This is a genomic window from Streptomyces sp. NPDC088733 (assembly GCF_044751185.1).
Lineage (GTDB): Bacteria > Actinomycetota > Actinomycetes > Streptomycetales > Streptomycetaceae > Actinacidiphila.
Genome location: NZ_JBIVLH010000003.1, coordinates 463,464 through 486,095 on the forward strand (window position 1 = coordinate 463,464; position 22,632 = coordinate 486,095).

23 protein-coding genes and 1 tRNA gene are annotated in these 22,632 nt (G+C 72.1%); 13 read left to right on the forward strand and 11 right to left on the reverse strand.

Annotated features, from left to right (window positions below; all coding sequences use genetic code 11):
* Nucleotides 1-3: 3 nt before the first annotated feature.
* The gene (locus tag ACIP64_RS08150; protein ID WP_401582989.1) at nt 4-627 is read right to left on the reverse strand and encodes a TetR/AcrR family transcriptional regulator; all 624 of its coding nucleotides are present in this window, start codon (nt 625-627) and stop codon (nt 4-6) included.
* A gap of 139 nt (nt 628-766) precedes the next feature.
* Here ACIP64_RS08150 and ACIP64_RS08155 point away from each other — a divergent pair, with 139 nt between their 5' ends.
* The 6 genes from ACIP64_RS08155 to glmS all read left to right on the forward strand — a co-directional run bounded on the left by ACIP64_RS08155 (nt 767) and on the right by glmS (nt 8,810).
* Entirely contained in the window at nt 767-2,395 is a 1,629-nt protein-coding gene (locus ACIP64_RS08155) for a carboxyl transferase domain-containing protein (RefSeq protein WP_401582991.1), read from the forward strand.
* 22 nt (nt 2,396-2,417) lie between these two features.
* A complete protein-coding gene (locus ACIP64_RS08160; RefSeq protein WP_401583216.1) occupies nt 2,418-4,430 on the forward strand; it encodes an acetyl/propionyl/methylcrotonyl-CoA carboxylase subunit alpha in 2,013 nt (670 codons plus the stop codon).
* Between the two features lie 29 nt (nt 4,431-4,459).
* Complete coding sequence (locus ACIP64_RS08165; protein WP_401583218.1) at nt 4,460-5,383, forward strand: hydroxymethylglutaryl-CoA lyase; 924 nt, start codon at nt 4,460-4,462, stop codon at nt 5,381-5,383.
* 8 nt (nt 5,384-5,391) lie between these two features.
* Nucleotides 5,392-6,558 carry an acyl-CoA dehydrogenase family protein gene (locus ACIP64_RS08170; RefSeq protein ID WP_401582992.1) on the forward strand — a complete coding sequence of 389 codons (1,167 nt, stop codon included), beginning with the start codon at nt 5,392-5,394 and terminating at the stop codon, nt 6,556-6,558.
* 72 nt (nt 6,559-6,630) lie between these two features.
* Nucleotides 6,631-6,906 carry a hypothetical protein gene (locus ACIP64_RS08175; protein WP_360905948.1) on the forward strand — a complete coding sequence of 92 codons (276 nt, stop codon included), beginning with the start codon at nt 6,631-6,633 and terminating at the stop codon, nt 6,904-6,906.
* Nucleotides 6,907-6,995: 89 nt separating this feature from the next.
* On the forward strand, nt 6,996-8,810 hold the full coding sequence (glmS, locus tag ACIP64_RS08180) for a glutamine--fructose-6-phosphate transaminase (isomerizing) (protein WP_401582994.1): 1,815 nt from the start codon (nt 6,996-6,998) through the stop codon (nt 8,808-8,810).
* Between the two features lie 72 nt (nt 8,811-8,882).
* Here the strand turns inward: glmS and ACIP64_RS08185 are convergent, their stop codons facing one another.
* Entirely contained in the window at nt 8,883-9,479 is a 597-nt protein-coding gene (locus tag ACIP64_RS08185; RefSeq protein ID WP_360905950.1) for an acetate uptake transporter, read from the reverse strand.
* Nucleotides 9,480-9,586: 107 nt separating this feature from the next.
* A complete protein-coding gene (locus ACIP64_RS08190) occupies nt 9,587-10,108 on the reverse strand; it encodes a universal stress protein (protein ID WP_360905951.1) in 522 nt (173 codons plus the stop codon).
* Between the two features lie 740 nt (nt 10,109-10,848).
* On the opposite strand from ACIP64_RS08190, the gene ACIP64_RS08195 reads away from it, so the two are divergent.
* The 3 genes from ACIP64_RS08195 to ACIP64_RS08205 all read left to right on the forward strand — a co-directional run bounded on the left by ACIP64_RS08195 (nt 10,849) and on the right by ACIP64_RS08205 (nt 13,149).
* The gene (locus tag ACIP64_RS08195) at nt 10,849-12,369 is read left to right on the forward strand and encodes a helix-turn-helix domain-containing protein (RefSeq protein ID WP_401583219.1); all 1,521 of its coding nucleotides are present in this window, start codon (nt 10,849-10,851) and stop codon (nt 12,367-12,369) included.
* A 5-nt stretch (nt 12,370-12,374) separates the two neighbouring features.
* Complete coding sequence (gene orn, locus ACIP64_RS08200) at nt 12,375-12,986, forward strand: oligoribonuclease (RefSeq protein ID WP_401582996.1); 612 nt, start codon at nt 12,375-12,377, stop codon at nt 12,984-12,986.
* 90 nt (nt 12,987-13,076) lie between these two features.
* Nucleotides 13,077-13,149 (forward strand) — tRNA-His (locus ACIP64_RS08205).
* A 134-nt stretch (nt 13,150-13,283) separates the two neighbouring features.
* Here the strand turns inward: ACIP64_RS08205 and ACIP64_RS08210 are convergent.
* Both ACIP64_RS08210 and ACIP64_RS08215 read right to left on the reverse strand, forming a co-directional pair.
* The gene (locus ACIP64_RS08210; protein ID WP_401582998.1) at nt 13,284-14,078 is read right to left on the reverse strand and encodes an SAM-dependent methyltransferase; all 795 of its coding nucleotides are present in this window, start codon (nt 14,076-14,078) and stop codon (nt 13,284-13,286) included.
* A gap of 126 nt (nt 14,079-14,204) precedes the next feature.
* Nucleotides 14,205-14,414 (reverse strand): hypothetical protein, encoded by a 210-nt coding sequence (locus tag ACIP64_RS08215; protein WP_401582999.1) that lies wholly within the window; start codon nt 14,412-14,414, stop codon nt 14,205-14,207.
* A gap of 108 nt (nt 14,415-14,522) precedes the next feature.
* Here ACIP64_RS08215 and ACIP64_RS08220 point away from each other — a divergent pair, with 108 nt between their 5' ends.
* The gene (locus ACIP64_RS08220) at nt 14,523-15,302 is read left to right on the forward strand and encodes an isocitrate lyase/phosphoenolpyruvate mutase family protein (protein ID WP_401583001.1); all 780 of its coding nucleotides are present in this window, start codon (nt 14,523-14,525) and stop codon (nt 15,300-15,302) included.
* A gap of 7 nt (nt 15,303-15,309) precedes the next feature.
* On the opposite strand, the gene ACIP64_RS08225 is transcribed toward ACIP64_RS08220, so the two are convergent.
* From ACIP64_RS08225 to ACIP64_RS08250, 6 genes are all read right to left on the reverse strand, one after another.
* The gene (locus ACIP64_RS08225; RefSeq protein WP_401583002.1) at nt 15,310-15,813 is read right to left on the reverse strand and encodes a pyridoxamine 5'-phosphate oxidase family protein; all 504 of its coding nucleotides are present in this window, start codon (nt 15,811-15,813) and stop codon (nt 15,310-15,312) included.
* A 55-nt stretch (nt 15,814-15,868) separates the two neighbouring features.
* The gene (locus ACIP64_RS08230; RefSeq protein WP_360906048.1) at nt 15,869-16,057 is read right to left on the reverse strand and encodes a hypothetical protein; all 189 of its coding nucleotides are present in this window, start codon (nt 16,055-16,057) and stop codon (nt 15,869-15,871) included.
* Nucleotides 16,058-16,177: 120 nt separating this feature from the next.
* On the reverse strand, nt 16,178-17,206 hold the full coding sequence (locus ACIP64_RS08235) for a LacI family DNA-binding transcriptional regulator (RefSeq protein WP_401583004.1): 1,029 nt from the start codon (nt 17,204-17,206) through the stop codon (nt 16,178-16,180).
* Between the two features lie 54 nt (nt 17,207-17,260).
* The gene (locus tag ACIP64_RS08240; protein ID WP_401583006.1) at nt 17,261-17,539 is read right to left on the reverse strand and encodes a DUF397 domain-containing protein; all 279 of its coding nucleotides are present in this window, start codon (nt 17,537-17,539) and stop codon (nt 17,261-17,263) included.
* On the reverse strand, nt 17,536-18,333 hold the full coding sequence (locus ACIP64_RS08245; RefSeq protein WP_401583008.1) for a Scr1 family TA system antitoxin-like transcriptional regulator: 798 nt from the start codon (nt 18,331-18,333) through the stop codon (nt 17,536-17,538). The genes ACIP64_RS08240 and ACIP64_RS08245 overlap by 4 nt, the downstream gene beginning before the upstream one ends.
* 51 nt (nt 18,334-18,384) lie before the next feature.
* The gene (locus tag ACIP64_RS08250) at nt 18,385-19,155 is read right to left on the reverse strand and encodes a GNAT family N-acetyltransferase (RefSeq protein WP_401583009.1); all 771 of its coding nucleotides are present in this window, start codon (nt 19,153-19,155) and stop codon (nt 18,385-18,387) included.
* 191 nt (nt 19,156-19,346) lie between these two features.
* Between ACIP64_RS08250 and ACIP64_RS08255 the strand changes: the two genes are divergently transcribed.
* The 3 genes from ACIP64_RS08255 to ACIP64_RS08265 all read left to right on the forward strand — a co-directional run bounded on the left by ACIP64_RS08255 (nt 19,347) and on the right by ACIP64_RS08265 (nt 22,614).
* Nucleotides 19,347-21,101, forward strand: a complete 1,755-nt coding sequence (locus ACIP64_RS08255; protein WP_401583011.1) for a nucleic acid/nucleotide deaminase domain-containing protein — start codon at nt 19,347-19,349, stop codon at nt 21,099-21,101.
* A gap of 67 nt (nt 21,102-21,168) precedes the next feature.
* Nucleotides 21,169-21,741 (forward strand): SUKH-4 family immunity protein, encoded by a 573-nt coding sequence (locus ACIP64_RS08260; protein ID WP_401583012.1) that lies wholly within the window; start codon nt 21,169-21,171, stop codon nt 21,739-21,741.
* Nucleotides 21,742-21,792: 51 nt separating this feature from the next.
* Nucleotides 21,793-22,614 carry a nucleic acid/nucleotide deaminase domain-containing protein gene (locus ACIP64_RS08265; protein WP_401583013.1) on the forward strand — a complete coding sequence of 274 codons (822 nt, stop codon included), beginning with the start codon at nt 21,793-21,795 and terminating at the stop codon, nt 22,612-22,614.
* Nucleotides 22,615-22,632: the final 18 nt, after the last annotated feature.

The window sequence follows — 22,632 nt, forward strand, 5'->3', positions numbered from 1 at the left end:
CGCTCAGTAAGTTACTTCCCGGTCGCGCGGACTGTCCAGAGCGGCAAAGGCGCCCAGGGCCAGCCGGCGCAGCAGCACGGCGGTCGCCGCACGCCCGGGCAGCCCGCCGTGCGGACCGAGGTGCGGCGTGGAGTTGAGCAGGCCGAAGACCGCGTGCACGGCCGCCCGCGCCTCGGCCTCGGCGGCCCCCGGGTGGACCTGCCGGACGACCGTGACCCACTGCTCGACGTACTGGCGCTGCAACTGGCGGACCAGCTTGCGGTCGGACTCGCGCAGCCGGTCCAGCTCCCGGTCGTGCAGGATGATCAGCGCCCGGTCGTCCAGGGCGAAGTCGATGTGGCCCTGGACCAGCGCGTCCAGCGCGGCGGCGGGGTCGCCCGCCTCGGCGACGCGCATCCGGCCCGCCGCGTGCAGCCGGCCGCTGATGCCGACGAGCAGCTCGGCCAGCATCGCGTCCTTGCCCGCGAAGTGCCGGTACAGGCCCGGGCCGCTGATGCCGCAGGCCGCCCCTATCTCGTCCACACCGACGCCGTGGAACCCGCGTTCGGCGAAGAGCCGCGCGGCCTCCTGAAGGATCTGGTCGCGTCTGCCGCTTGCCGCCCTCGCGGCCGTCCTCGTGGGCTCCACACCGCACCTTTCCGGGCGGCGTCCGGCGTCCGGCCGCCCCCGCGATCTCGTGGTCCTCATATTCTAGACAGCCGTGTTAACGACCGCTAACGTAGGGGGCATCACAGTTAACGACCGCTAACACCCGGGGGCCCGCGACATGGAAGCACCCGTCCTCGCCAGCGCCGCGGATCCGGCGGGCGAGGCCTTTCACGCCAACGCCAAGGCACACGAGGAGCTGTCCGCGCAGCTGCGCGAGAAGCTCGCCGCGGCCGCCCTCGGCGGCGGCGAGCGAGCCCGCGCCCGGCACACCGCGCGCGGCAAACTGCTCCCCCGTGACCGCGTGGACGGACTGCTCGACCCCGGATCGCCCTTCCTCGAACTGGCGCCGCTGGCCGCCGACGGGATGTACGACGGGCAGGCCCCGGCCGCCGGCGTCGTCGCCGGGATCGGCCGGGTCTCCGGGCGCGAGGTCGTGATCGTCGCCAACGACGCCACGGTCAAGGGCGGCACCTACTACCCGATGACGGTCAAGAAGCACCTGCGCGCGCAGGAGATCGCCCTCGACAACCGGCTGCCCTGCCTCTACCTCGTGGACTCCGGCGGCGCCTTCCTGCCGCGCCAGGACGAGGTCTTCCCCGACCGCGACCACTTCGGCCGGATCTTCTTCAACCAGGCCACCATGTCGGCGCGCGGCATCCCGCAGATCGCCGCCGTGCTCGGCTCGTGCACGGCCGGCGGTGCCTATGTGCCCGCGATGAGCGACGAGGCGGTCATCGTGCGCGGCCAGGGCACGATCTTCCTGGGCGGCCCGCCGCTGGTGAAGGCCGCCACCGGCGAGGTCGTGACCGCGGAGGAGCTGGGCGGCGGCGAGGTCCACTCCCGTGTCTCCGGTGTCACCGACCACCTGGCCGAGGACGACGCCCACGCCCTGCGCATCGTGCGGAACATCGTGGCGACCCTGCCGGCCCGCGGCGCGCTGCCCTGGACGGTCGCGCCCGTGGAGGAGCCCGCCGTCGACCCCGAGGGGCTCTACGGCGCGGTCCCGGTCGACCCGCGCACCCCGTACGACGTCCGCGAGGTGATCGCCCGTATCACCGACGGCAGCCGCTTCTCGGAGTTCAAGGCCGAGTACGGCACCACCTTGGTGACCGGCTTCGCCCGCATCCACGGCCACCCGGTCGGCATCGTCGCCAACAACGGCATCCTGTTCTCCGAGTCCGCCCAGAAGGGCGCGCACTTCATCGAGCTGTGCGACCAGCGCGGGATCCCGCTGCTCTTCCTCCAGAACATCTCCGGCTTCATGGTGGGCCGTCAGTACGAGGCGGGCGGCATCGCGAAACACGGCGCCAAGATGGTGACCGCGGTCGCCACGACCCGGGTGCCCAAGCTGACCGTCGTCATCGGCGGCTCCTACGGCGCGGGCAACTACTCGATGTGCGGGCGCGCCTATTCGCCGCGCTTCCTGTGGATGTGGCCCAACGCCAAGATCTCCGTCATGGGGGGCGAGCAGGCGGCCTCCGTGCTGGCCACGGTCAAGCGCGACCAGATCGAGGCGGCCGGCGACACCTGGGCGGCGGAGGACGAGGAGGGCTTCAAGTCCCCGATCCGCGCGCAGTACGAGGAGCAGGGCAACGCGTACTACGCGACGGCCCGGCTGTGGGACGACGGCGTCATCGACCCGCTCCAGACCCGCCAGGTGCTCGGGCTCGCCCTCACCGCCTGCGCCAACGCGCCCATTCCGCAACGCGATCCCGAGGCGCCCGGCTACGGCGTCTTCCGGATGTAGGGGGACGACCGTGACTCCGCAGATGTTCGACACCGTCCTGGTCGCCAACCGCGGCGAGATCGCGGTCCGGGTGATCCGCACCCTGCGGCGGCTCGGGGTGCGCTCGGTCGCCGTCTTCAGCGACGCGGACGCCGACGCCCGCCATGTGCGCGAGGCCGACACCGCCGTGCGCATCGGCCCGGCGTCCGCCGCCGAGAGCTACCTGTCCGCCGAGCGGCTGCTGGAGGCGGCCGCCCGCAGCGGCGCCCAGGCCGTCCACCCCGGTTACGGCTTCCTCGCCGAGAACGCCGCCTTCGCCCGCGCCTGCGAGGACGCCGGGCTCGTCTTCATCGGCCCGCCCGCCCGCGCCATCGAGCTGATGGGCGACAAGATCCGCGCCAAGGAGACCGTCCAGGCGGCCGGGGTGCCCGTGGTGCCCGGCAGCAGCGGCAGCGGCCTCACCGACGAGCAACTGACCGCCGCCGCGCTGGAGATCGGCACCCCTGTGCTGCTCAAGCCGTCGGCGGGCGGCGGCGGCAAGGGCATGCGCCTGGTGCGCGACCAGGCGCTGCTCGGCGAGGAGATCGCGGCCGCCCGGCGCGAGGCGCGGGGCTCCTTCGGTGACGACACACTGCTGGTGGAGCGGTGGATCGACCGCCCCCGGCACATCGAGATCCAGGTGCTCGCCGACGGCCACGGGCATGTCGTGCACCTCGGCGAGCGCGAGTGCTCACTGCAGCGCCGCCACCAGAAGGTGATCGAGGAGGCGCCCTCCGTCCTGCTGGACGAGGAGACCCGCGCCGCCATGGGCGCCGCCGCCGTGCAGGCGGCGCTGTCCTGCGGCTACGTCGGCGCGGGCACGGTGGAGTTCATCGTCCCCGGCGCCGACCCGGCCGCGTACTGCTTCATGGAGATGAACACCCGGCTCCAGGTCGAGCACCCGGTCACCGAACTCGTCACCGGGCTGGACCTGGTGGAGTGGCAGGTGCGGATCGCGGCCGGCGAACGGCTGCCTCTCGCCCAGGAGGACATCGCCCTGGACGGCCACGCCGTCGAGGCTCGGATCTGCGCGGAGGTCCCCTCCCGGGGCTTCCTTCCCTCGGCCGGCACGGTGCTGGCGCTGCGGGAGCCCGCGGGCGAGGGCGTCCGGGTCGACTCCGGCCTGACCGAGGGCAGCGAGATCGGCACGTCCTACGACCCGATGCTGGCCAAGGTCGTCGCGCACGGCCCGGACCGCGCCACCGCGCTGCGCCGGCTGCGGGCGGCGCTGGCCGGCACGAGCGTGCTGGGCCTGGAGACCAACACCGGCTTCCTGCGGCGCCTGCTGGCGCACCCCGAGGTCGTCTCCGGCGAGCTGGACACCGGGCTGATCGACCGCGAACTGGCCGGGCTCGTACCGTCCGAGGTGCCCGAGGAGGTCTACGCGGCGGCGGCGCTGCTGCGGCACGCCGCCCTGGAGCCCGCGGGCCCGCCCTCGGTGTGGACCGACCCCTTCTCGGTGCCGGGCGGCTGGCGGCTGGGCGGCGAGCCCGCGTGGACGCCGCACTGGCTGCGCGTCCCGGGGCGGGAGCCGGTCGCGGTGCGCTTGCGCGGCCGGGCGGGGGACGCCACGGTGCGCGTCGGTGACGGCCCCGCGGTGCGGGCCCGGCTGGTCGCCGGGGCCGGCCCGCGGGTCACGGTGGAGTGGGACGGCGTCACCCATGCCTTCGACCACGCCGGCGAGTGGCTCGGCCGGGACGGCGACGGCTGGCACGTCCAGGCGTACGACCCGGTCGAGGCGGCACTGCGCGGCGGCGCGGGCGCCGGCGGGGTGGACACCCTCGCCGCGCCCATGCCCGGCACGGTGACCGTGGTCAAGGTCGGCAAGGGCGACGAGGTCACCGCGGGCCAGAGCCTGCTGGTGGTCGAGGCGATGAAGATGGAGCACGTCATCACCGCCCCGCACGACGGCACGGTCACCGAGATCGACGTGAGCCCGGGCAGCACGGTCGCCATGGACCAGGTGCTCGCCGTTGTCACGCCGCATCAGGACCCGCGTGAGGAGGAGGCGAAGTGACGGCCGGGGACGAACGTCTCGGACTGCCCATGTCGGTGCCCCTGGACGGGCTCCCGCGCCGGGTGCGCATCCACGAGGTGGGCGCGCGCGACGGCCTGCAGAACGAGAAGGCGACCGTGCCGACCGAGGTGAAGGCGGAGTTCGTGCACCGCCTGGCCGGCGCCGGACTGACGACCATCGAGGCGACGAGTTTCGTGCACCCCAAGTGGGTGCCCCAACTGGCGGACGCCGAGCAGCTGATGCCGCTGCTGGACGACCTCGGCGAGGGGGTGCGGCTGCCGGTCCTGGTGCCCAACGACCACGGTCTGGAACGTGCGCTGGCCCTCGGCGTGCGCGAGGTCGCCGTCTTCGGCAGCGCCACGGAGTCCTTCGCCAAGGCGAACCTCAACCGCACGGTGGAGGAGTCCCTGGCGATGTTCGCGCCGGTGGTCGCCCGCGCCCGCGAGGCCGGCGCCCGGGTCCGCGGCTATCTGTCGATGTGCTTCGGCGACCCCTGGGAGGGCGCGGTGCCGGTGGCCCAGGCCGCCTCCGTCGCCCGCCGCCTGTACGAGCTGGGGTGCGACGAGCTGAGCCTCGGCGACACCATCGGTGTGGCGACCCCCGGCCATGTGGTGGCCCTGCTGGACGCCCTGGCCGGTCTCGGTGTGCCGGTCGACCGGCTCGCCGTGCACTTCCACGACACGTACGGCCAGGCGCTGTCCAACACCCTGGCCGCCCTCCGGCACGGCGTCGGTGTCGTCGACGCCTCCGCCGGAGGTCTCGGCGGCTGCCCGTACGCCAAGAGCGCCACCGGCAACCTCGCCACCGAAGACCTGGTCTGGATGCTCGACGGCCTCGGCGTCGAGACCGGGGTCGACATCGGCCGTCTCACCGCCACCAGCGTGTGGATGGCCGGGCACCTGGGCCGACCCAGCCCGTCCCGTACCGTCCGCGCCCTCTCCCACCAGGAGTGATCACTGCCATGACGACCGCCCACCGGCTCCCCGCCGAGTACGAGGAACTCCGCCGCACGGTCGAGGAGTTCGCGCACGACGTCGTAGCGCCGAAGATCGGCGAGTTCTACGAGCAGGACGAGTTCCCCTACGAGATCGTCCGCGAGATGGGCCGCATGGGCCTGTTCGGGCTGCCCTTCCCCGAGGAGTACGGCGGCATGGGCGGCGACTACTTCGCCCTCTGCCTGGCCCTGGAGGAACTGGCCCGGGTGGACTCCTCGGTGGCGATCACCCTGGAGGCGGGGGTCTCCCTCGGCGCGATGCCGGTCTTCCGCTACGGCACCGAGGAGCAGAAGCGGGAGTGGCTGCCCCGCCTGACCGCGGGCGAGCAGCTGGGTGCCTTCGGCCTGACGGAGCCGGAGTGCGGCTCGGACGCGGGCGGCACGCGCACCACCGCGCGGCTGGACGAGGCGACCGGCGAGTGGGTGATCAACGGCACCAAGTGCTTCATCACCAACTCGGGCACGGACATCACCGCCCTGGTCACGGTCACCGCCGTCACCGGGCGCGCCGAGGACGGCCGCCCGGAGATCTCCTCGATCATCGTGCCGTCCGGTACGCCCGGCTTCACGGTGTCCAAGAAGTACAGCAAGGTCGGCTGGAACGCCTCGGACACCCGTGAGCTGTCCTTCGCCGACTGCCGGGTGCCCGCCGCCAACCTGCTGGGCGAGCGGGGCCGGGGCTACGCGCAGTTCCTGCGCACCCTGGACGAGGGCCGGATCGCGATCTCGGCGCTGGCGACCGGCCTGGCGCAGGGCTGTGTGGACGAGTCGCTGGCGTACGCCAGGGAGCGGGTCGCCTTCGGCCGCCCGATCGGCACCAACCAGGCGATCCAGTTCAAGATCGCCGACATGGAGATGCGCGCCCACACCGCCCGGCTCGCCTGGCGGGACGCGGCATCCCGGCTGGTGGCCGGTGAGCCGGTCAAGAAGGAGGCGGCGATGGCCAAGCTCTACTCCTCCGAGAGCGCGGTCACCAATGCCCGGGAGGCCACGCAGATCCACGGCGGCTACGGCTTCATGAACGAGTACCCGGTGGCCCGTATGTGGCGGGACTCCAAGATCCTGGAGATCGGGGAGGGCACGAGCGAAGTGCAGCGCATCCTGATCGCGCGCGAGCTCGGCCTTCCGGCGTAGTTTCCACCGCCCCCTGCCCGATATCGGGCAGGATTCTTGCAAACCCTCCCGCCCGTCCCTCAGTATCGAGCGGTGCTCGAACGCCGGACGCCGCATGACGACCTGGTGGACCACCTGGTGCGGACCACGCCGCTGAGCCGCGGCGAGGCCGCCCGGGTGGTCCTCGACGTCCTGGCGTACTTCGACGAGACGGCCGAGGACTTCGTACGGCGGCGTCACCGCGAGCTGCAGTCCAAGGGGCTGCAGAACGCGGAGATCTTCGAACGGATCACCGCCGAGCTGCCGCACCGCGCGGTGGCCCCGCCGGAGTTCTCGCTGCGGCAGCTGCGCCGCATCGTCTACGGCTGACGCACGGTCCGCGGGCGCCTCGCGTCCGGGGCCGGCCCGCCGCACCCCACGGCGTTCGGGCCGCACCACGATCGGGAGGGACAACCACCATGTGCGGAATCGTCGGATACATCGGCAGGCGCGATGTCGCGCCGCTGCTGCTGGAGGGCCTGCAGAGGCTGGAGTACCGCGGGTACGACTCGGCGGGCATCGTCATCACGGGCAAGTCCGGCGGCCTGAAGGCCGTCAAGGCCAAGGGCCGGGTCCGTGAGCTGGAGGCCCGCGTCCCCAAGCGCTTCGCGGGCACCACGGGCATCGCCCACACCCGCTGGGCCACCCACGGCGCCCCCAGCGACGAGAACGCCCACCCCCATCTGGACACCGAGGGCAAAATCGCGGTCGTCCACAACGGCATCGTCGACAACGCCGCCGAACTGCGGGCCAAGCTGACCGCCGACGGCGTGGTCTTCGCCTCCGAGACCGACACCGAGGTGCTGGCCCACCTCATCGCGCGCTCCGACGCGGAGACGCTGGAGGAGCGGGTCCAGCAGGCCCTGTCGCGCATCGAGGGCACCTACGGCATCGCCGTCCTGCACGCCGACTTCCCGGACCGCATCGTGGTCGCCCGCAACGGCTCCCCGGTCGTGCTCGGCATCGGCGAGCACGAGATGCTGGTCGCCTCCGACGTCGCCGCCCTGGTCCGCCACACCCGCCAGGTCGTCACCCTGGACGACGGCGAGATGGCCACCTTGAAGGCCGGCGACTACCGCACGTACACCACGGCCGGCAGCCGCACGTCGCCCGAGCCGACCACCATCGAGTGGGAGGCCGAGAACTACGACCTCGGCGGCCACGACACGTACATGCACAAGGAGATCGCCGAGCAGCCGGACGCGGTGGACCGCGTGCTGCGCGGCCGGATCGACGACCGCTTCTCCACCGTCCACCTGGGCGGGCTGAACCTCGACGCCCGCGAGGCGCGCGCGGTGCGCCGGGTGAAGATCCTCGGCTGCGGCTCGGCGTTCCACGCGGGCCAGATCGGCGCCCAGATGATCGAGGAACTGGCCCGCATCCCGGCGGACGCCGAGCCGGCCTCGGAGTTCCGCTACCGCAACCCGGTGGTGGACCCGGACACGCTCTACATCGCCGTCAGCCAGTCCGGCGAGACGTACGACACCCTCGCGGCCGTCCAGGAGCTCAAGCGCAAGGGCGCGCGCGTCCTGGGCGTGGTCAACGTGGTCGGCAGCGCCATCGCCCGGGAGACCGACGGCGGCATGTACGTGCACGCGGGCCCCGAGGTGTGCGTGGTGTCCACCAAGTGCTTCACCAACACCGCCGTGGCCTTCGCGCTGCTCGCGCTGCACCTCGGCCGGATCCGCGACCTGTCGGTCGCCGACGGCCGGCGGATCATCGAGGGCCTGCGGAAGCTGCCGGGCCAGATCGCCGAGGTCCTGGCCGGCGAGGACGAGATCAAAAGGCTGGCGGCGGAGTACGCGGACGCCAAGAGCATGATGTTCGTCGGCCGCGTGCGCGGCTACCCGGTCGCCCGTGAGGCCTCGCTGAAGCTCAAGGAGGTCTCCTACGTCCATGCGGAGGCCTACCCGGCGTCCGAGCTCAAGCACGGCCCGCTGGCGCTCATCGAGCCGTCGGTGCCGACCGTGGCGATCGTCCCGGACGACGAGCTGGTGGACAAGAACCGGGCGACGCTGGAGGAGATCAAGGCGCGCAGCGGCCGCATCCTCGCGGTGGCGCACCAGGTGGAGGCGAAGGCCGACCACACCATCGTCGTCCCGCGCAACGAGCCGGAGCTCGACCCGGTGCTGATGGGCATCCCGCTGCAACTGCTGGCGTACCACTCGGCGCTGGCGCTGGGCCGGGACATCGACAAGCCGCGCAACCTGGCGAAGTCCGTCACCGTGGAGTAGGCCCCGCGCCCCCGTGCACACGGAACGGCCCCCCGCGCCCTGCGGCGCGGGGGGCCGTTCCGTACCGGTGGGTCAGGCCGCGTGCCCGCGGTGCGGGACGCCCAGCCGCCAGCCGTCCGCCAGGGCCCTGCGGCCCCAGGCGGCGTTGGTGAGCAGTGCGGTGCCGCCGTACCAGGCGACCACGCCGGCCACCAGGCCGATCCAGCCGGCCACCTTGCCGAGTCCGCCGTTGGAGGCCAGGGCGGCGATGCCGGACAGCGCGGCGGAGACGGTCAGCAGCCCGAAGGCCGCCTGTGCCACGCCGCCCATCTGCCAGGCCGCCATCGTGAGGGTGAGTGCCAGCAGCGCCCACAGGAGCATGAACAGCCCGACGACCTCCTTGCTCGCACCCGCGCCGGACCCGCCGGACCAGGTCACCCAGAAGGCGCCCAGCGAGGCGAACGCGGTGCCGGTGAAGCCGTTGCCGCCGTAGAACTCCCACATGCCGGCGACGAATTGGGTGATGCCGCCGACGAAGAGCGCGAGCCGCGCGGCGTCGGCCGCCGCGGCGTTGTCGATGACGCCCGTGCTGAACAGCCCGTAGGCGATCAGTGTCAGGCCGAGTGCCAGATATCCCAGAGCCGCTGCGCCGACTCCTGCTGAACGTGCCGTGGAGACGTCGTTGTCCACCGCCGGCCCCCTTCGTGTTCGAGGGAAGAAACTGCAGGTGAGATACCCTTCACAAGGGCACAAGCAATCCCGCGGAGCCGACATTCACGGCAACTGGCGCCGAATCGTTATGGAATGACCACGACAGGCCGCTGGGCGCGCCGGGCGAGCCGTCCGGCGACCGATCCGAAGATCTTGCCGATGATCCCGTGCGTCCCGCCCACCACGATGGCGTCGGCCTCGTACTCCCGGCCGACCTCCTCCAGCTCGTGGCAGATGTCCCCGCCGCGCTCGACGAGGATCCAGGGAACCTCCGACAGGTGGTCGGCGCAGGCGAGTTCGAGGCCGAGCACCTCGGTGCGGTGGTCGGGGACGTCGACGAAGACGGGCGGTTCGCAGCCGGCCCACACGGTGGCCGGCAGGCGGTTGGCGACATGCACGATGATCAGCGCGGAACCCGAACGGCGCGCCATGCCGATGGCGTACGCGAGCGCCCGCTCGCTGGACAGGGAGCCGTCGAAGCCGACCACCACCCCGTGCCTGAAGGCGGGGTCGCAGGCAGCGCGCGGCTCGGAGTCCGCCTGCGGGACCGCCGCCGATTCGGCGAGCGGCTTTCCGTCGGCGGGCTCGGGGAGCTCGTAACCGGCCATGATGCGGTTTCTCGGCAAGGTCGGCGCCGGTGGCACCGAGAGGGCGGACAACAACAGTGCGGGGGCCGCGGGACCGACCGGATTTCGACCAGTAAGGGGCTGCCCTTCCCGCTCACTCCAGAGTACGGCGGCCCCGGTCCAGTGCCCAGAGGTGCGCGGACCCTCACAGCGTCCCCTTACCCCGGAGTTTCCAGGAGAATGCCGGAGCGAGGCGCCGAGCGCAACGCCACGTCGCCAACCGGACAAGTCGCCCCTCCGCCCCTTGTCCCGGCCTGTCCGCCACCGGCCATATCCGGAATCGTCCTCAGGGCTCCTTCGGGCCCTGGGGGCGCACTCGTTCATCGGCCACATGGGGGGCGCACGACGGGGCGCTGACCTGGGGCGCGTACACTGATTCCCCTCATTTTCAGCCAACTTCCTTGTGGCGAAGGCCACTTGGGACACACCACCGCCAACCGCCCTGTCGCCGGTGAGGAACCGGAATGAGGGGGCGCACAAGCCTTGTGCGCCTGTCCACCGCTTCAAGGCACACTTCACGAGCGGAACTCTTCGTGATCGAATGCTTCACGCCACGTGGTCATGTCGACATACCGGCAGGTGATGAACTTGCCATTGCGGATGCAACTGAGCCAGTAGATTCGATCTTGAGAGACAACGGCGGGGGATCCGTGCAGGACCGAGAGGACGAGTCGACCGAGGGGGGCCCCAGCTCCATGAACCAGGAGTCCAGGACCGGCACCATGGCGGAGATCCAGTCGGCCGCCGGCATGTCCACCGCACTGTCCGTGTCTTCGGGGGTCCCGGGTGCCCCGGGCGCCCCGGCCACTGCCGCAACTCCGGCGGCCCCGGCCGCCCACGGCTTCCCGAACCTCCCGGGAGTTCCGGCGGCACCGGCCGCCACCGCTTCCGCGGCGGCCCCGTCGGTCGCCTCGGCGGCCGGCCGCGCGCCCCGCAAGCTGTCGGCGCGGCGCCGTCAGGAGGTCGTGGCCGTCATGCTGTTCAGCGGCGGCCCCATCTTCGAGAGCTCGATTCCCCTGTCGGTGTTCGGCATCGACCGCCAGGACGCCGGGGTACCCCGCTACCGTCTGCTGGTCTGCGCCGGCGAGGACGGCCCGCTGCGCACCACCGGCGGCCTCGAACTGTCCGCGCCCTACGGGCTGGAGGCCCTCTCACGGGCCGGCACGGTCGTGGTGCCCGCCTGGCGCTCCATCTCGCAACCGCCGCCCCCCGAGGCGCTGGACGCCCTGCGCCGCGCCCACGAGGAGGGCGCGCGCATCATCGGCCTGTGCACCGGCGCCTTCGTGCTCGCCGCCGCCGGGCTGCTGGACGGGCGCCCCGCCACCACGCACTGGATGTACGCGCCGACACTGGCCAAGCGCTACCCCTCGGTCCATGTCGACCCCCGCGAACTCTTCGTCGACGACGGCGACGTGCTCACCAGCGCCGGCACCGCCGCCGGGATCGACCTGTGCCTGCACGTGGTGCGCAGCGACCACGGCAGCGAGGCCGCCAACGCGCTGGCCCGCCGGCTGGTCGTACCGCCGCGCAGGGGCGACTGGGGCGGCCAGCCACGGCATCTGGACCGCTCTTTACCGGAGGAGATCGGGGGCGATCCCCTCGCCGAGGTCGTCGCATGGGCCCTGGAGCACCTGCACGAGCAGTTCGACGTGGAGACCCTCGCCGCGCGCGCCTACATGAGCCGCCGCACCTTCGACCGCCGCTTCCGCACCCTGACCGGCAGCGCGCCCCTTCAGTGGCTGATCACCCAGCGCGTCCTCCAGGCGCAGCGCCTGCTGGAGACCTCCGACTACTCGGTGGACGAGGTCGCCGCCCGCTGCGGCTTCCGGTCCCCCGTCGCCCTGCGCGGCCACTTCCGCCGCCAGCTGGGCTCCTCCCCCGCCTCCTACCGCACCGCCTTCCGTGCCCGGCGCCCCCACGACGAGGCCGACGCACCCGCGGCCGCCAAGGACCCGCGCGGCCACGAGCCGTCCGGCGGCCCCGTGCCCGCGCCGCGCCGCGGCTCCCCGCAGCAGGCCGAGCGCTCCGGCGGCGTGCTCCCGATCCCGGGCCAGGGCGGTCCGCCGGCCGGCGCCGGCATCGTCAAGCAGGACCCCGACGGCTACGCGGCCCGCATCCCCGAGCAGGCCGGCAGCCGCTTCGACGCCCGCGAGGTGCACCCGCTGCGGCGGTCCCGCGACGGACGGGACGGACGGAGCAGGAACGCGGCTATGCCTGCTCCGCGGGATCGCCCCGTAGGGTGAGACGTATGAACGACCGGATGGTGTGGATCGACTGCGAGATGACCGGGCTCTCCCTGGCCCAGGACGCTCTGATCGAGGTGGCGGCGCTCGTCACCGACTCGGAGCTCAATGTGCTCGGGGAGGGGGTCGACATCGTGATCCGCCCTCCCGCGGAGGCGCTGGAGAGCATGCCCGACATCGTCCGCACGATGCACACCGCCTCGGGGCTGCTGCAGGAGCTGGACGGCGGCGTGACCCTGGAGGAGGCCGAGAAGCTCGTCCTGGACTACGTGCGCCAGTACGTGAGGGAGCCCCGCAAGGCGCCGCTGTGCGGCAACTCCGTCTCCACCGACCGGGGCTTCCTCGCCCGTGACATGCCGACGCTCGAGCAGCACCTGCACTACCGCATCGTGGACGTCTCCTCGATCAAGGAGCTGTCCCGCCGCTGGTACCCGCGGGCCTACTTCGCCAGCCCCGAGAAGAACGGCAACCACCGGGCGCTCGCCGACATCCGCGAGTCCATCGCGGAGCTGCGCTACTACCGCGAGGCGGTCTTCGTCCCCCAGCCGGGACCCGACACGGAGACCGCCCGCACCATCGCCGCGAAGCACGTCCTGCCTGCGGAAACGGCGAAGTGACCGACCCGCGGAAAAGGTAGGCGCGAGCACCCTCCCGGACCCTGTACACTTTTCCTCGGCCGGTGCGAAGGAAACAAAGCGCCGGACATGGTGGGTGTAGCTCAGTTGGTAGAGCACCTGGTTGTGGTCCAGGTGGCCGCGGGTTCGAGTCCCGTCACTCACCCTGAACGATCAAGGCCCGGTCTGCGCGAGCAGGCCGGGCCTTCTTCGTGCCGTACCGGGCCGCGCGGAACCACGAAGGGCCCCCCGCCGCGTCGCCGCGGCGCGGGGGCCCTCTCCCGGTCGTCCGGCCGGAGCCTAGGCCTTGCGGGCCACGCCGCCGTAGAAGCCGATCTCGCCGGAGCGCGGCGAGGGCTCGGTGTCCGGGTGCCAGAACGGGACCTGGACCAGACCGGGCGCGACCGGTTCGAAGCCGTCGAAGAAGCTCTCGACCTCGGAGCGGGAACGCAGGTTCAAGGAGGCGGTGGCCTTGCTGTAGACGGCCTGGGCCTCGCTGCGGTCCGCGAAGTCGCCCGTGGCGTGCGAGAGCACCAGGAAGCTGCCGGCCGGGAGCGCGTCGCGCAAGCTCGCGACGACCTGCCCGGGCTGCTCCGCGTCGGTGAGGAAGTGGAGCACGGCGACGAGCAGCAGGGCGACCGGCTCGTCGAAGTCGATGACCTTGCGGACGTCGGGGTGGTCCACGATCCCCTGCGGGTCGCGCAGGTCGGCGAGGACGACGCTGGTGGCGCCGGGCCGGCTGAGCAGCGTGCTGGCGTAGGTGTTCACGATCGGGTCGTTGTCGACGTACGCGATGCGCACGTCCGGCGCGGTCTCCTGCGCGATCTCGTGCACGTTCGGCGAGGTGGGCAGCCCGGTGCCGATGTCGAGGATCTGGCGGACGCCGCTGCCGACGACGTACCGGACGGCGCGCTGGAGGAAGCCCCGGTTGGCCTGTACGCCGATCCTCACCTCGGGTGCCGCGGCGGCAAGTTCGTCGCCCGCGTGGCGGTCCACCTCGTAGTTGTCCTTGCCGCCCAGCAGGTAGTCGTAGATCCGCGCGGGGTGCGGCCTGCTGGTGTCTATCTCCTCGGCGCGGAAGCCGTCCTGTCTCACGCTGCGCTCCTCTCGACGACCGTCCGGGCTCCCGGCCCGCGGACGGCAGACGACAGCTTCGCACATCAACATCGCAGGGCACGGCCCTGGTTGATCACCGTGCGGCACAGCGTGAGAGAACGCCGATCAGGGCTTCCAGTGGTACTTGGCGCCACCGACCCAGCGCACGACGGCCGGGTCGTCGAGGTCCACGTGGTCGATACCGGCCTGGTGGCAGATACGGACGACGTCGAGGAGGTCATGGGCGATGCCCACGGTCTCCCCGCCGATCTGGACGATCCGGAACGGCGGGTCCCCCTCGTGGACGAGGGAGACGACGATGGGGGTGTCGGTCACCCTTCCAGCTTGCGGCAGACCCGCGGCGGGCGCACCCGCCAGGTGGCCCACCGGGACGGGCCCCGATTGGACCGGGCGGCCGGGCGGCGGCCCGCCTACGGTGGGCCCATGAGCACCACGGACTCCTCCCCCGCGCGGCTCGCCGCCCGCCTGCGCGCACTGCACGTCCCCGGCCGCCCGCTGACCCTGCCCAACGTGTGGGACGCCGCCTCGGCCCGTGTGGTGGCCGAGGCGGGGTTCCCGGCCGTCGCCACCGGCAGCGCGCCCGTCGCGGCGTCCCTGGGCCACCCCGACGGGGAGGTCGTGCCACCCGCGGAGATGCTGGCCGCGGTCGCGCGCGTCGTGCGGGCCGCCGGGGTCCCGGTGACGGCGGACATGGAGCGGGGCTACGGATTCGCCCCGGCGGAGTTCGCCGAGCGGCTGGCCGCGACCGGGGCCGTCGGCTGCAACCTGGAGGACACCGATCCGCGCACGGGCCGCCTGGTGGACGCCGGGGAGCAGGCCGACTTCCTCGCCGCCGTCCGCGCGGCCGATCCCGACCTGGTGATCAACGCCCGCACCGATGCCCTGGTGCGGGAGCCGGCACCGGCGCACGAGCGGCCCGCGGAGGCCGCCCGGCGGATCCGGCTGTACCTGGAGGCGGGGGCGGACTGCGTGTACCCCTTCGGCCGGCTGGACGAGGAGACCACGGCGGCCCTGGTCGCCGCCGCCGGCGGACGCCCCGTCAACGTCCTTGCCCGGCCCGGCGGTCCGGCGACGCCCCGGCTGGCGGAGCTGGGCGTCGCCCGGATCAGTTACGGCCCTCAGCTCCACACCGCGGCCCTGCGGCACCTGGCGGACCTCGTCGCGGTCGTGCGCGACGGCGGCAGCCCCTTCGCGGCGGGCTGACCGGGACTCAGTCCCCCTCGCGCGGGGGCCCGTCGCCGGCGCCGCGCCGCAGGGTGCGCACGGGGCGGCCCGGCCGCCAGACCTGGAGCACGATGTCGGGGTCGTCGACGTACGTCCGCACGACCTCGTCCAGTTCGGCGGCGAAGAGGTGGAACGGGCCCTCCGGCACCGTCACCTCACCGGTGAAGCGGGCGACGGCCGCGGGGTCGGTGACCTCCACGGCGCGGCCGCTGATCCTGATGTCGCCGCCGTCCATGGAAGTGCCGGGACCGGGGTTCACATGGAGGGAGAAACGCGGGTCGCGGCGCAGGTCGAGGGCCTTGCGCGAGTTCGGCATCATGCCGAACCACAGCTCCCCGAGCCGGAACTCCGCCTCGATACCGGTCACCCGCGGGGAGCCGTCGGCCCGCAGCGTGGCGAGCACATGGTGCTTGTAGGGGCTGAATCGTGTGGTCACGGCCTGTGCGAGACCGGGTTCCGCGGCCTCGAAGTCCGCCCAGCGTGTCGTCATACGACGATGCTCCCCGGCATACCCGACATCTTGTGTCGGCATTGCCGGGGAGTTCCTACTCCTCGCCCTTGCGGCCCTGCGTGCGGCCGCGGCCGTGGCCCTGACGGGCGGCCTGCCAGATCGCGCGCAGGCGGTCCAGCTCGGCCAGTTCGGCGCGCGACCAGGTACGCCGGCCCGCCACATACCGCCGTATGGCCTCGTTGGCGGCCTCGACGGATCGGCGGTCCAGAACGGTCGGTGACATACCCGTGATGTTATCGGCCGGGTCCGACAGCGACCCCCGGCCGAGCCCCCCACCGGGCGATATCACACCGTGACCCTTCTCACTGTGGCGGGGGTCACTTCCGGGGAACCGGCCCCGGCGTCACGCCGATTCGCGCCGCACCAGCTCGGTCGGGAGCACGACGTGCCGTCGGGGCGCGGTGTCCGCCCCGATCTCCTCCAGCAGCACCCGGGCCATGGTGCGGCCCATCTCCTCGATGGGCTGGCGCACACTCGTCAGCGGCGGATCGGTGTGCCGGGCCACGGCGGAGTCGTCGAAACCGATCAGCGCCACGTCGTCCGGCACCCGGCGGCCGAACTCGCGCAGCACCTGCAACGCACCGCTCGCCATGACGTCCGAGGCGGCGAAGACCGCGTCGACGTCCGGCCGCCGCTCCAGCAGGGCGCGCATCGCGGCGCGGCCGCCCTCCTCGGTGAAGTCGCCGCGGGCGACCAGGTCGTCGTCCGGGACCAGCCCGGCGTCCCCGATCGCCTGCCGGTAGCCGTCGAGCCGGCAGCGGGCGACGTACATGTCCGGCGGCCCGGTGATGGTCGCGACCGCCCGGCAGCCGCGGCCCAGCAGGTGCTCCACCGCCGAGCGGGCGCCGCCGACGTTGTCGGAGTCGACGTACGCCACCGACTCCCGGTCCGAGCGGCGGCCGCTGAGCACCGTGGGCACCGCCATCTGCTCCAGCAGGTCGGGCAGCGGGTCGTTCTCGTGGACCGACACCAGCAGGACGCCGTCCACCCGGTGCGCCCCGAGGTACTGGGCGAAGCGCTGCCGCTCCTTGGGGGTCCGCAGCAGCGTCAGCAGCAGTTGCATGTCGGTGTCGGCCAGTGCGGCACCCACACCGCGGATGATGTCGGAGAAGTACGGCTCCGCGAAGAGCCGGGTCTCCTCCTCCGGGATGACCAGCGCGATGGCGTCGGTGCGGTTGGCCGCCAGGGCACGGGCCGCCCGGTTGGGCACATAGCCGAGTTCGGCGATGGCGGCCTCCACGGCGGCCTTGGTGTGCTCGCTGACCCGCGGCGACCCGTTGATCACCCGCGAGACCGTGCCGCGGCCCACACCGGCCCGCGCGGCGACCTCCTCCAGCGTCGGCCTGCCGCTGCGCCGTCCGCCCATCACCATTGCGGTCTCCCCATCACGAGTGGCAACGGCGCCACCTTAAAGCGTCGGCTCCCCTCAGGCGGGGCCCGGCAGGCCGATACCCGCAAAGCCGCCCCCCGCCGCGACGGCGGCGACGAACTCCGCCCAGGCGGCGGGCGCGAACGCGAGCGTGGGACCCTGCGGGTCCTTGGAGTCCCGGACGTGCACGGCGTCGACGGTCGGTGCGACCTCGACGCAGTCGCTGCCCTCGGTGTCGCTGTACGTGGACGTGCGCCAGGAGAGGGCGACCTCGACGCAGTTCCCGCCCTGGTCGTCGCTGTAGCTGGACTTGAACCACACGAACTGTGCGCTCACATCGCCTCCGCCACTCGCCCGATGAACTGCGCGGACTCCTCGACCCCAAGGGCCTGCATGCGGATGATGCCATGGCGCTGGGACAGCGTGCTGACCCTTGCGGGCTCCGAGTACAGCGCGCTGGTCTCGTAGTGCTCGTGATCCTCCGTCTCGAGCAGAACCAGCGAACCGCTGAGCGCGGGATAGGCGGCACGGTCGACCGGCAGTACCTGGACAGCGACGTTGCGCATGGCTCCTACCGCCAACAGGTGGTGCATTCGGCTCCGCATCACTTCGGGGCCACCCACCCCGGAATGCAGGGCGGCCTCATAGATGACAAAGCCGAACAGCACCGTCGGCTTCCGCCGGAGTCTTTCCTGACGTGCCATGCGAGCCGTGACACGCTCCTCGATGGTCTCGTCGTCGAGAGGCGGGCAGCTGTTGCCGATCAGGGCGCGGACATAGGCCTCGGTCTGCAACAGGCCGGGGATCAGCAGTGGCTCGCAGCCGTACAGTGCGACGGCCTCGGCCTCCGCCTGCATGAACTCCCGCGTGCGCTCCGGGAACTTCTCCGGTTTCAGGAACTCCTGGGCCGCCACCAGCTTGCCGCCCGCGCCGCACAAGTGGTCCGCCACCTGGAGCAGGCGCAGCATCGGACGCCGGCGCCCGAGCTCCATGGAGCGCACCGTCTCGATGCCGTAGCCCGCCTCGTCGGCCAACCGCTCGCGCGTGACGCCCGCTTGCTCACGCCAGAGCTTGACCTGGTTGCCGCAGTACCGCCACGCCATCGGCGGCTGGGTCACCTCGCCGGTCATCCGCACACATCCCCGCACGCTCCGTAGTCACCAGCCTACGGAAGGGCACCGTCAGTCGCGGGCGAAGCTGTGGAAACGGCCGATGACGGTGAAGCCGCGACGGCCGTACCAGTAGCGCGGCCAGTCGTCGGCGTCGGCGATGAGGAAGCGCGTGGCGCAGCCCGCGTCAACGGCCCGGCGCAGGGCGGTGGACAGGACGGCGTCGGCGTAGCCGCGGCCGAGGTGGTCCTCGGAGGTGATCAGGTCCTCGATCTGGGCGATGCCCGCCACGGGGTCCATGTAGAGATCGGCCCAGGACGCGACGTCGCCCTCCGCCGTCCGGGCACCGATGAAGCCGACGGAGTCCGCGCCGCGGCGCCGGGTCTCGCGGCGGTCCACGAGCTGCCGGACGGCATCGTCGTCGGCCGCCGGGAGGAAACCGCGCCAGCGCCGCGCGAGGGGGACGCGGAAGGCGTCGAGATCCACCTCCTCCGCCGGGCCGCCGTCCGGTACCGGGCCGGTGTGCAGCATGACGAGCTCGGCCGAGTGGCTGTAGCCGGCGCGGGTCAGGGGTCCGGCGCAGGCGGTGCCGGTCGCGTCGTCGAGCACGGTGATCGCGCGGTGCTTCAGATGGGCCAGCGCGTCGTCGGCGAGGGCGGGCAGCGCCTCGGGGTCGACGTCGCCGGGCGCGCCGTCGACGACGACGCGGTTGTTGCCGTGGGAGAACGCGAAGGCGTCGTCGAGCGCGGCGAAGCCGCCGGGCAGCTCGACGGTGCGGACCGCCTGGCGGCGGGCGAAGGCGGTGAGAAAGGCGCGGATCTGCCGCAGTTCCGGTCCTGACATGGCTGCAGCCTAGGCGGGGCCGCGCCGGCGTGTGCCGGGCCGTGACAACTGCGGGACGCCGGGGGCGGTTTCACGAGGGGGCACCGCAACCAGAATTGATCAAATCCGATGGAAACCGGCTTCGGCGCGGAACCCGATATGCTCACGAACCGTCAATACTTCTGCTGCCACGTACCAGTAGAGACACGGGGGTGCCCGCTGTGGGTGTCGTCCTGCCCGACGAGCTGGCCTATGTACTCGACCTGATCGGCGTGTCCTGGCCGAACGTGGACGAGGACGACTACCGCGAAATGGCCACGTCGCTACGGGACTTCGCGAGCGACATCGACGGTGGCGCGATGGACGCGAACGCCGCCGTGCAGGAGTTGCTGGGCGCGAACGCGGGCGCCGCGATGGACGCCTTCGAGGCGCACTGGGGCAGGGTCAAGGGCACGCATCTGGCCAATCTCGGCGAGGCCGCCCGGATGGGCGCCCTCGCGCTCGACGGGGTGGCGATAGCCATCGAGGTCGCCAAAGGTGCCGCGATCGTCCAACTGGGCATCCTGGCGGTGGAGATCGCCTCGGCCATCGCGTCCGCGCCCTTCACGCTCGGGTTGTCGAGCCTGGCCGGGGCGGCCGGGACCCAGGCCACCCGGATGATCGTCAAGAAGATCTTCCGCGAGGTGATCGACCAGGTCGTCGATCAGCTGATGTCCATCGCCACCGCCCCGGTGTACGCGGCACTGGAGTCGATGGCCGCCGATCTCGTCATCCAGGTCGGCTCGAACGCCCTCGGCCTCCAGAAGGGCGTCGACCTCGGCCGGACCGTCGGCGCCGGCAAGGAGGGCTTCGGTGAGGGCGTCGACGGTGCCAAGAAGCAGGCCGACGGCTTCGTCCTGGCCAGCGCCGGAGGCGGAGGCGGGGGCGGTGGCACCGGAGAAGGCGGAAGCGGCGGGGGAACCGGCGGCAGCGGCCACTTCCAGAGCGACGGCGACAGTTTCGACCGTGTCGACAGCCGGCTCGACGGCATCACCGGCTCCCTGCACGGCAAGTCCCGGGGGCACATGAGCCGCGCCCGCAACGCCAAGGGCCGCACCACCGGCGGGGGCGAGATCGCCGCGCACATCATGCCGATCGCCACGAAGATCGTGGACGGCATCGGCGAGGCGGCCGAGAAGGCCGTGGGCCACGTGCGCGGTGACATGCGCAAGGGCCTCAAGGAGATGCACCGCAACCACCGCGACAACGACGACAGGACCGCCACGGAGCTGGACGGCCTCCACAAGCTCCACTCGCAGGAGCAATTGCGCTCGTTCGGCGATTCGACGGACGTCTACCACATGGCGGACGACGGGACGATCACCCGCCTGACCGCGGACGGGCACATCCCCCTCACGGAGGCCGACCGGGACCGCATTGCCCTGAGGCTCGACGGCAAGGACTCGGTGGGGCGACGGCCGAAGGGGAAGTACAAGCTGCCCGAGCTCGAGAAGGGGAAGACGCGCCCCCGGAAGGACTCGGCCGAGGTGCCGCTCGGCGGCAGTCCCCTGGCGAAGGCCACCCAGCTCGCCCGGCACGCGGACAACAGCTACGGGAATTACTACAAGAAGTCCAAGGACTCCGACGAGAAGGTGTTCCAGAGCAACAACTACGCGGCGGTCCGCTACGGGAACGAAGGGGACGACGACGGTTTCATCCTGGTCGGACGCAGCCGCAATCCCGTGCATTCCGAAAGGGCTCTGGGAATTCCGTTCCTCAGGAATGACAGCCACGACGGGATAACGGAACTCTACACAGAGCGCGAACCCTGTTCCACCGGCGTCAACTGCTCCGCCTGGATGCACCATTACCTGCCGGACTCGGTGAACGTCTCGCACAGCGTCGAATACGGCGACACACCCGAGTCGCAGGTGAGAGGCAACTCGGCGATGGAGTCCTACCTCAACGGCCTCCAGCAGCTGCGCTGACCGGAGCGCCCGGTACGATGCCCCGCACGACAACGACGACCGATGAGCGAACGGACTGATCCTTCCCATGCCGCACGCAGTCGACCGCTCCGTCATGGAAGCGGCCTTCGGACCGGACGTGCTCGTCACTCTGGACGAGGACACGGTCTCCGGTGTCCCCCACGCCGCGACCCGCGCCTTTCTGGTCGACGTCGGCCTGCCCGACGAGACGGACAAGTGGTTCGAGTTGGACGAGGGTTTCTCCGAGGGAGATGTGCGGCTCGGCGAGATCTACCCCGAGGTCGGGGCCCATTACGGAAATCTTCCCGAGGGGGGCCTCGACTGGATCTCCCTGGGAGCGATCCCGTACGACGACATCGCCGTGGACCACACCACCGGGACCGTCTGGTGCCTGCCGGACGGGTCGTCGGAGATCTATCCGCTGAACAAGGACATCCACAGTTTCGCGGCGTTCCTGTGCGCCTTGGAGAGGGAACGGCCGAACTACGATCTCGCGGTGGCCGGCGGCATCGCCGACCCCGAGGCGGCGGCGGCCCGCCTGGCCGAGGAGTTCACCCGCCTCGACCCGACGTCCGTCGACAGGCCCGAGGGGACCTGGCAGCGCGTGCTGGGGTACGTGCGGGAGGCGATCCCGGAGTGAGTGAGACGTCCGTCCACGCACATGGCGACGCGGCCCCGTCGGGAGGGACCCATGACTGACCATCAGGCACCGGCGGCCCGCGTCGTGGCCCGGTTCGGCGACGGCGGGGTCCGGCGGTTCGTGACGGCGCCCGACGTGGTCGTTCCGCTCCAGGTGGGGCCGTACTGGACGACGTCCCCCGGGGAGCCGGAGGCCCTGGCCGACTTCGCCGAGGCGCTGGAGCTGGGCCTGCCCGAGCGGACGCTGGAGTACCTGCGCCTGGGCAGCGACCGGGGCTACGAGATCTGCCTCTCCCCGAGCGGCGACGTACGCGGTGTCCTGGCCGGCTACGACGAGCCGGAACGGCATGTGAACGGCTCCCTGGACGCGTTCGTCCAGGGCCTTGTGGCGCTGGACGAGACCCTCGCCGCCATCGCCGGCACCGACCGGCCCGGGACGGCGGCGCAGTCGTTCGCGGCGCTGGAGGCGCGGCTGCGGGAGCAGGACGCGACGGCGTTCGCGGACCGGGAGGACTGGTGGCCGCAGGTACTGGACGACATCCGTGACACCGCGAGCGCGGAGTGGTTCGCGGCGTTCGAGGTCGTGGACGCCGGCGGGGAGGCGAGGATCCTGACCTCCTCGGGCGGGATCTGCGTGCACCCCGAGGAACGGCTGTGGGCCAACCTGGCGGCGTCCGGGGTGGAACCGGAGCAGGTCCGGCGCGTCCACACCGAACTCGAGCCGTGCTTCATGCCGGGCCACTACTGCTCGATGACGCTCGAGAGGCTCTTCCCGGACGCCGCCTCGACGCACAACTTCCCCTACGGGGACACCGCCGAGTCGCGGGCCGCCGGGATCCGGAAACTGCGCGAGGCGGCGGCACAGGAGGACTGAGGAACATGACGGGGGAAC

What these genes read in the sequence shown, in the direction of transcription:
- ACIP64_RS08155 (WP_401582991.1), top strand. Translation starts at nt 767, where the DNA reads ATGGAAGCACCCGTCCTCGCCAGCGCCGCGGATCCGGCGGGCGAGGCC.
- ACIP64_RS08160 (WP_401583216.1), top strand. Translation starts at nt 2,418, where the DNA reads ATGTTCGACACCGTCCTGGTCGCCAACCGCGGCGAGATCGCGGTCCGG.
- ACIP64_RS08165 (WP_401583218.1), top strand. Translation starts at nt 4,460, where the DNA reads ATGTCGGTGCCCCTGGACGGGCTCCCGCGCCGGGTGCGCATCCACGAG.
- ACIP64_RS08170 (WP_401582992.1), top strand. Translation starts at nt 5,392, where the DNA reads ATGACGACCGCCCACCGGCTCCCCGCCGAGTACGAGGAACTCCGCCGC.
- glmS (WP_401582994.1), top strand. Translation starts at nt 6,996, where the DNA reads ATGTGCGGAATCGTCGGATACATCGGCAGGCGCGATGTCGCGCCGCTG.
- ACIP64_RS08190 (WP_360905951.1), bottom strand. Translation starts at nt 10,108, where the DNA reads ATGGCCGGTTACGAGCTCCCCGAGCCCGCCGACGGAAAGCCGCTCGCC.
- ACIP64_RS08195 (WP_401583219.1), top strand. Translation starts at nt 10,849, where the DNA reads ATGGCGGAGATCCAGTCGGCCGCCGGCATGTCCACCGCACTGTCCGTG.
- orn (WP_401582996.1), top strand. Translation starts at nt 12,375, where the DNA reads ATGAACGACCGGATGGTGTGGATCGACTGCGAGATGACCGGGCTCTCC.
- ACIP64_RS08220 (WP_401583001.1), top strand. Translation starts at nt 14,523, where the DNA reads ATGAGCACCACGGACTCCTCCCCCGCGCGGCTCGCCGCCCGCCTGCGC.
- ACIP64_RS08225 (WP_401583002.1), bottom strand. Translation starts at nt 15,813, where the DNA reads ATGACGACACGCTGGGCGGACTTCGAGGCCGCGGAACCCGGTCTCGCA.
- ACIP64_RS08230 (WP_360906048.1), bottom strand. Translation starts at nt 16,057, where the DNA reads ATGTCACCGACCGTTCTGGACCGCCGATCCGTCGAGGCCGCCAACGAG.
- ACIP64_RS08235 (WP_401583004.1), bottom strand. Translation starts at nt 17,206, where the DNA reads ATGGTGATGGGCGGACGGCGCAGCGGCAGGCCGACGCTGGAGGAGGTC.
- ACIP64_RS08245 (WP_401583008.1), bottom strand. Translation starts at nt 18,333, where the DNA reads ATGACCGGCGAGGTGACCCAGCCGCCGATGGCGTGGCGGTACTGCGGC.
- ACIP64_RS08250 (WP_401583009.1), bottom strand. Translation starts at nt 19,155, where the DNA reads ATGTCAGGACCGGAACTGCGGCAGATCCGCGCCTTTCTCACCGCCTTC.
- ACIP64_RS08260 (WP_401583012.1), top strand. Translation starts at nt 21,169, where the DNA reads ATGCCGCACGCAGTCGACCGCTCCGTCATGGAAGCGGCCTTCGGACCG.
- ACIP64_RS08265 (WP_401583013.1), top strand. Translation starts at nt 21,793, where the DNA reads ATGACTGACCATCAGGCACCGGCGGCCCGCGTCGTGGCCCGGTTCGGC.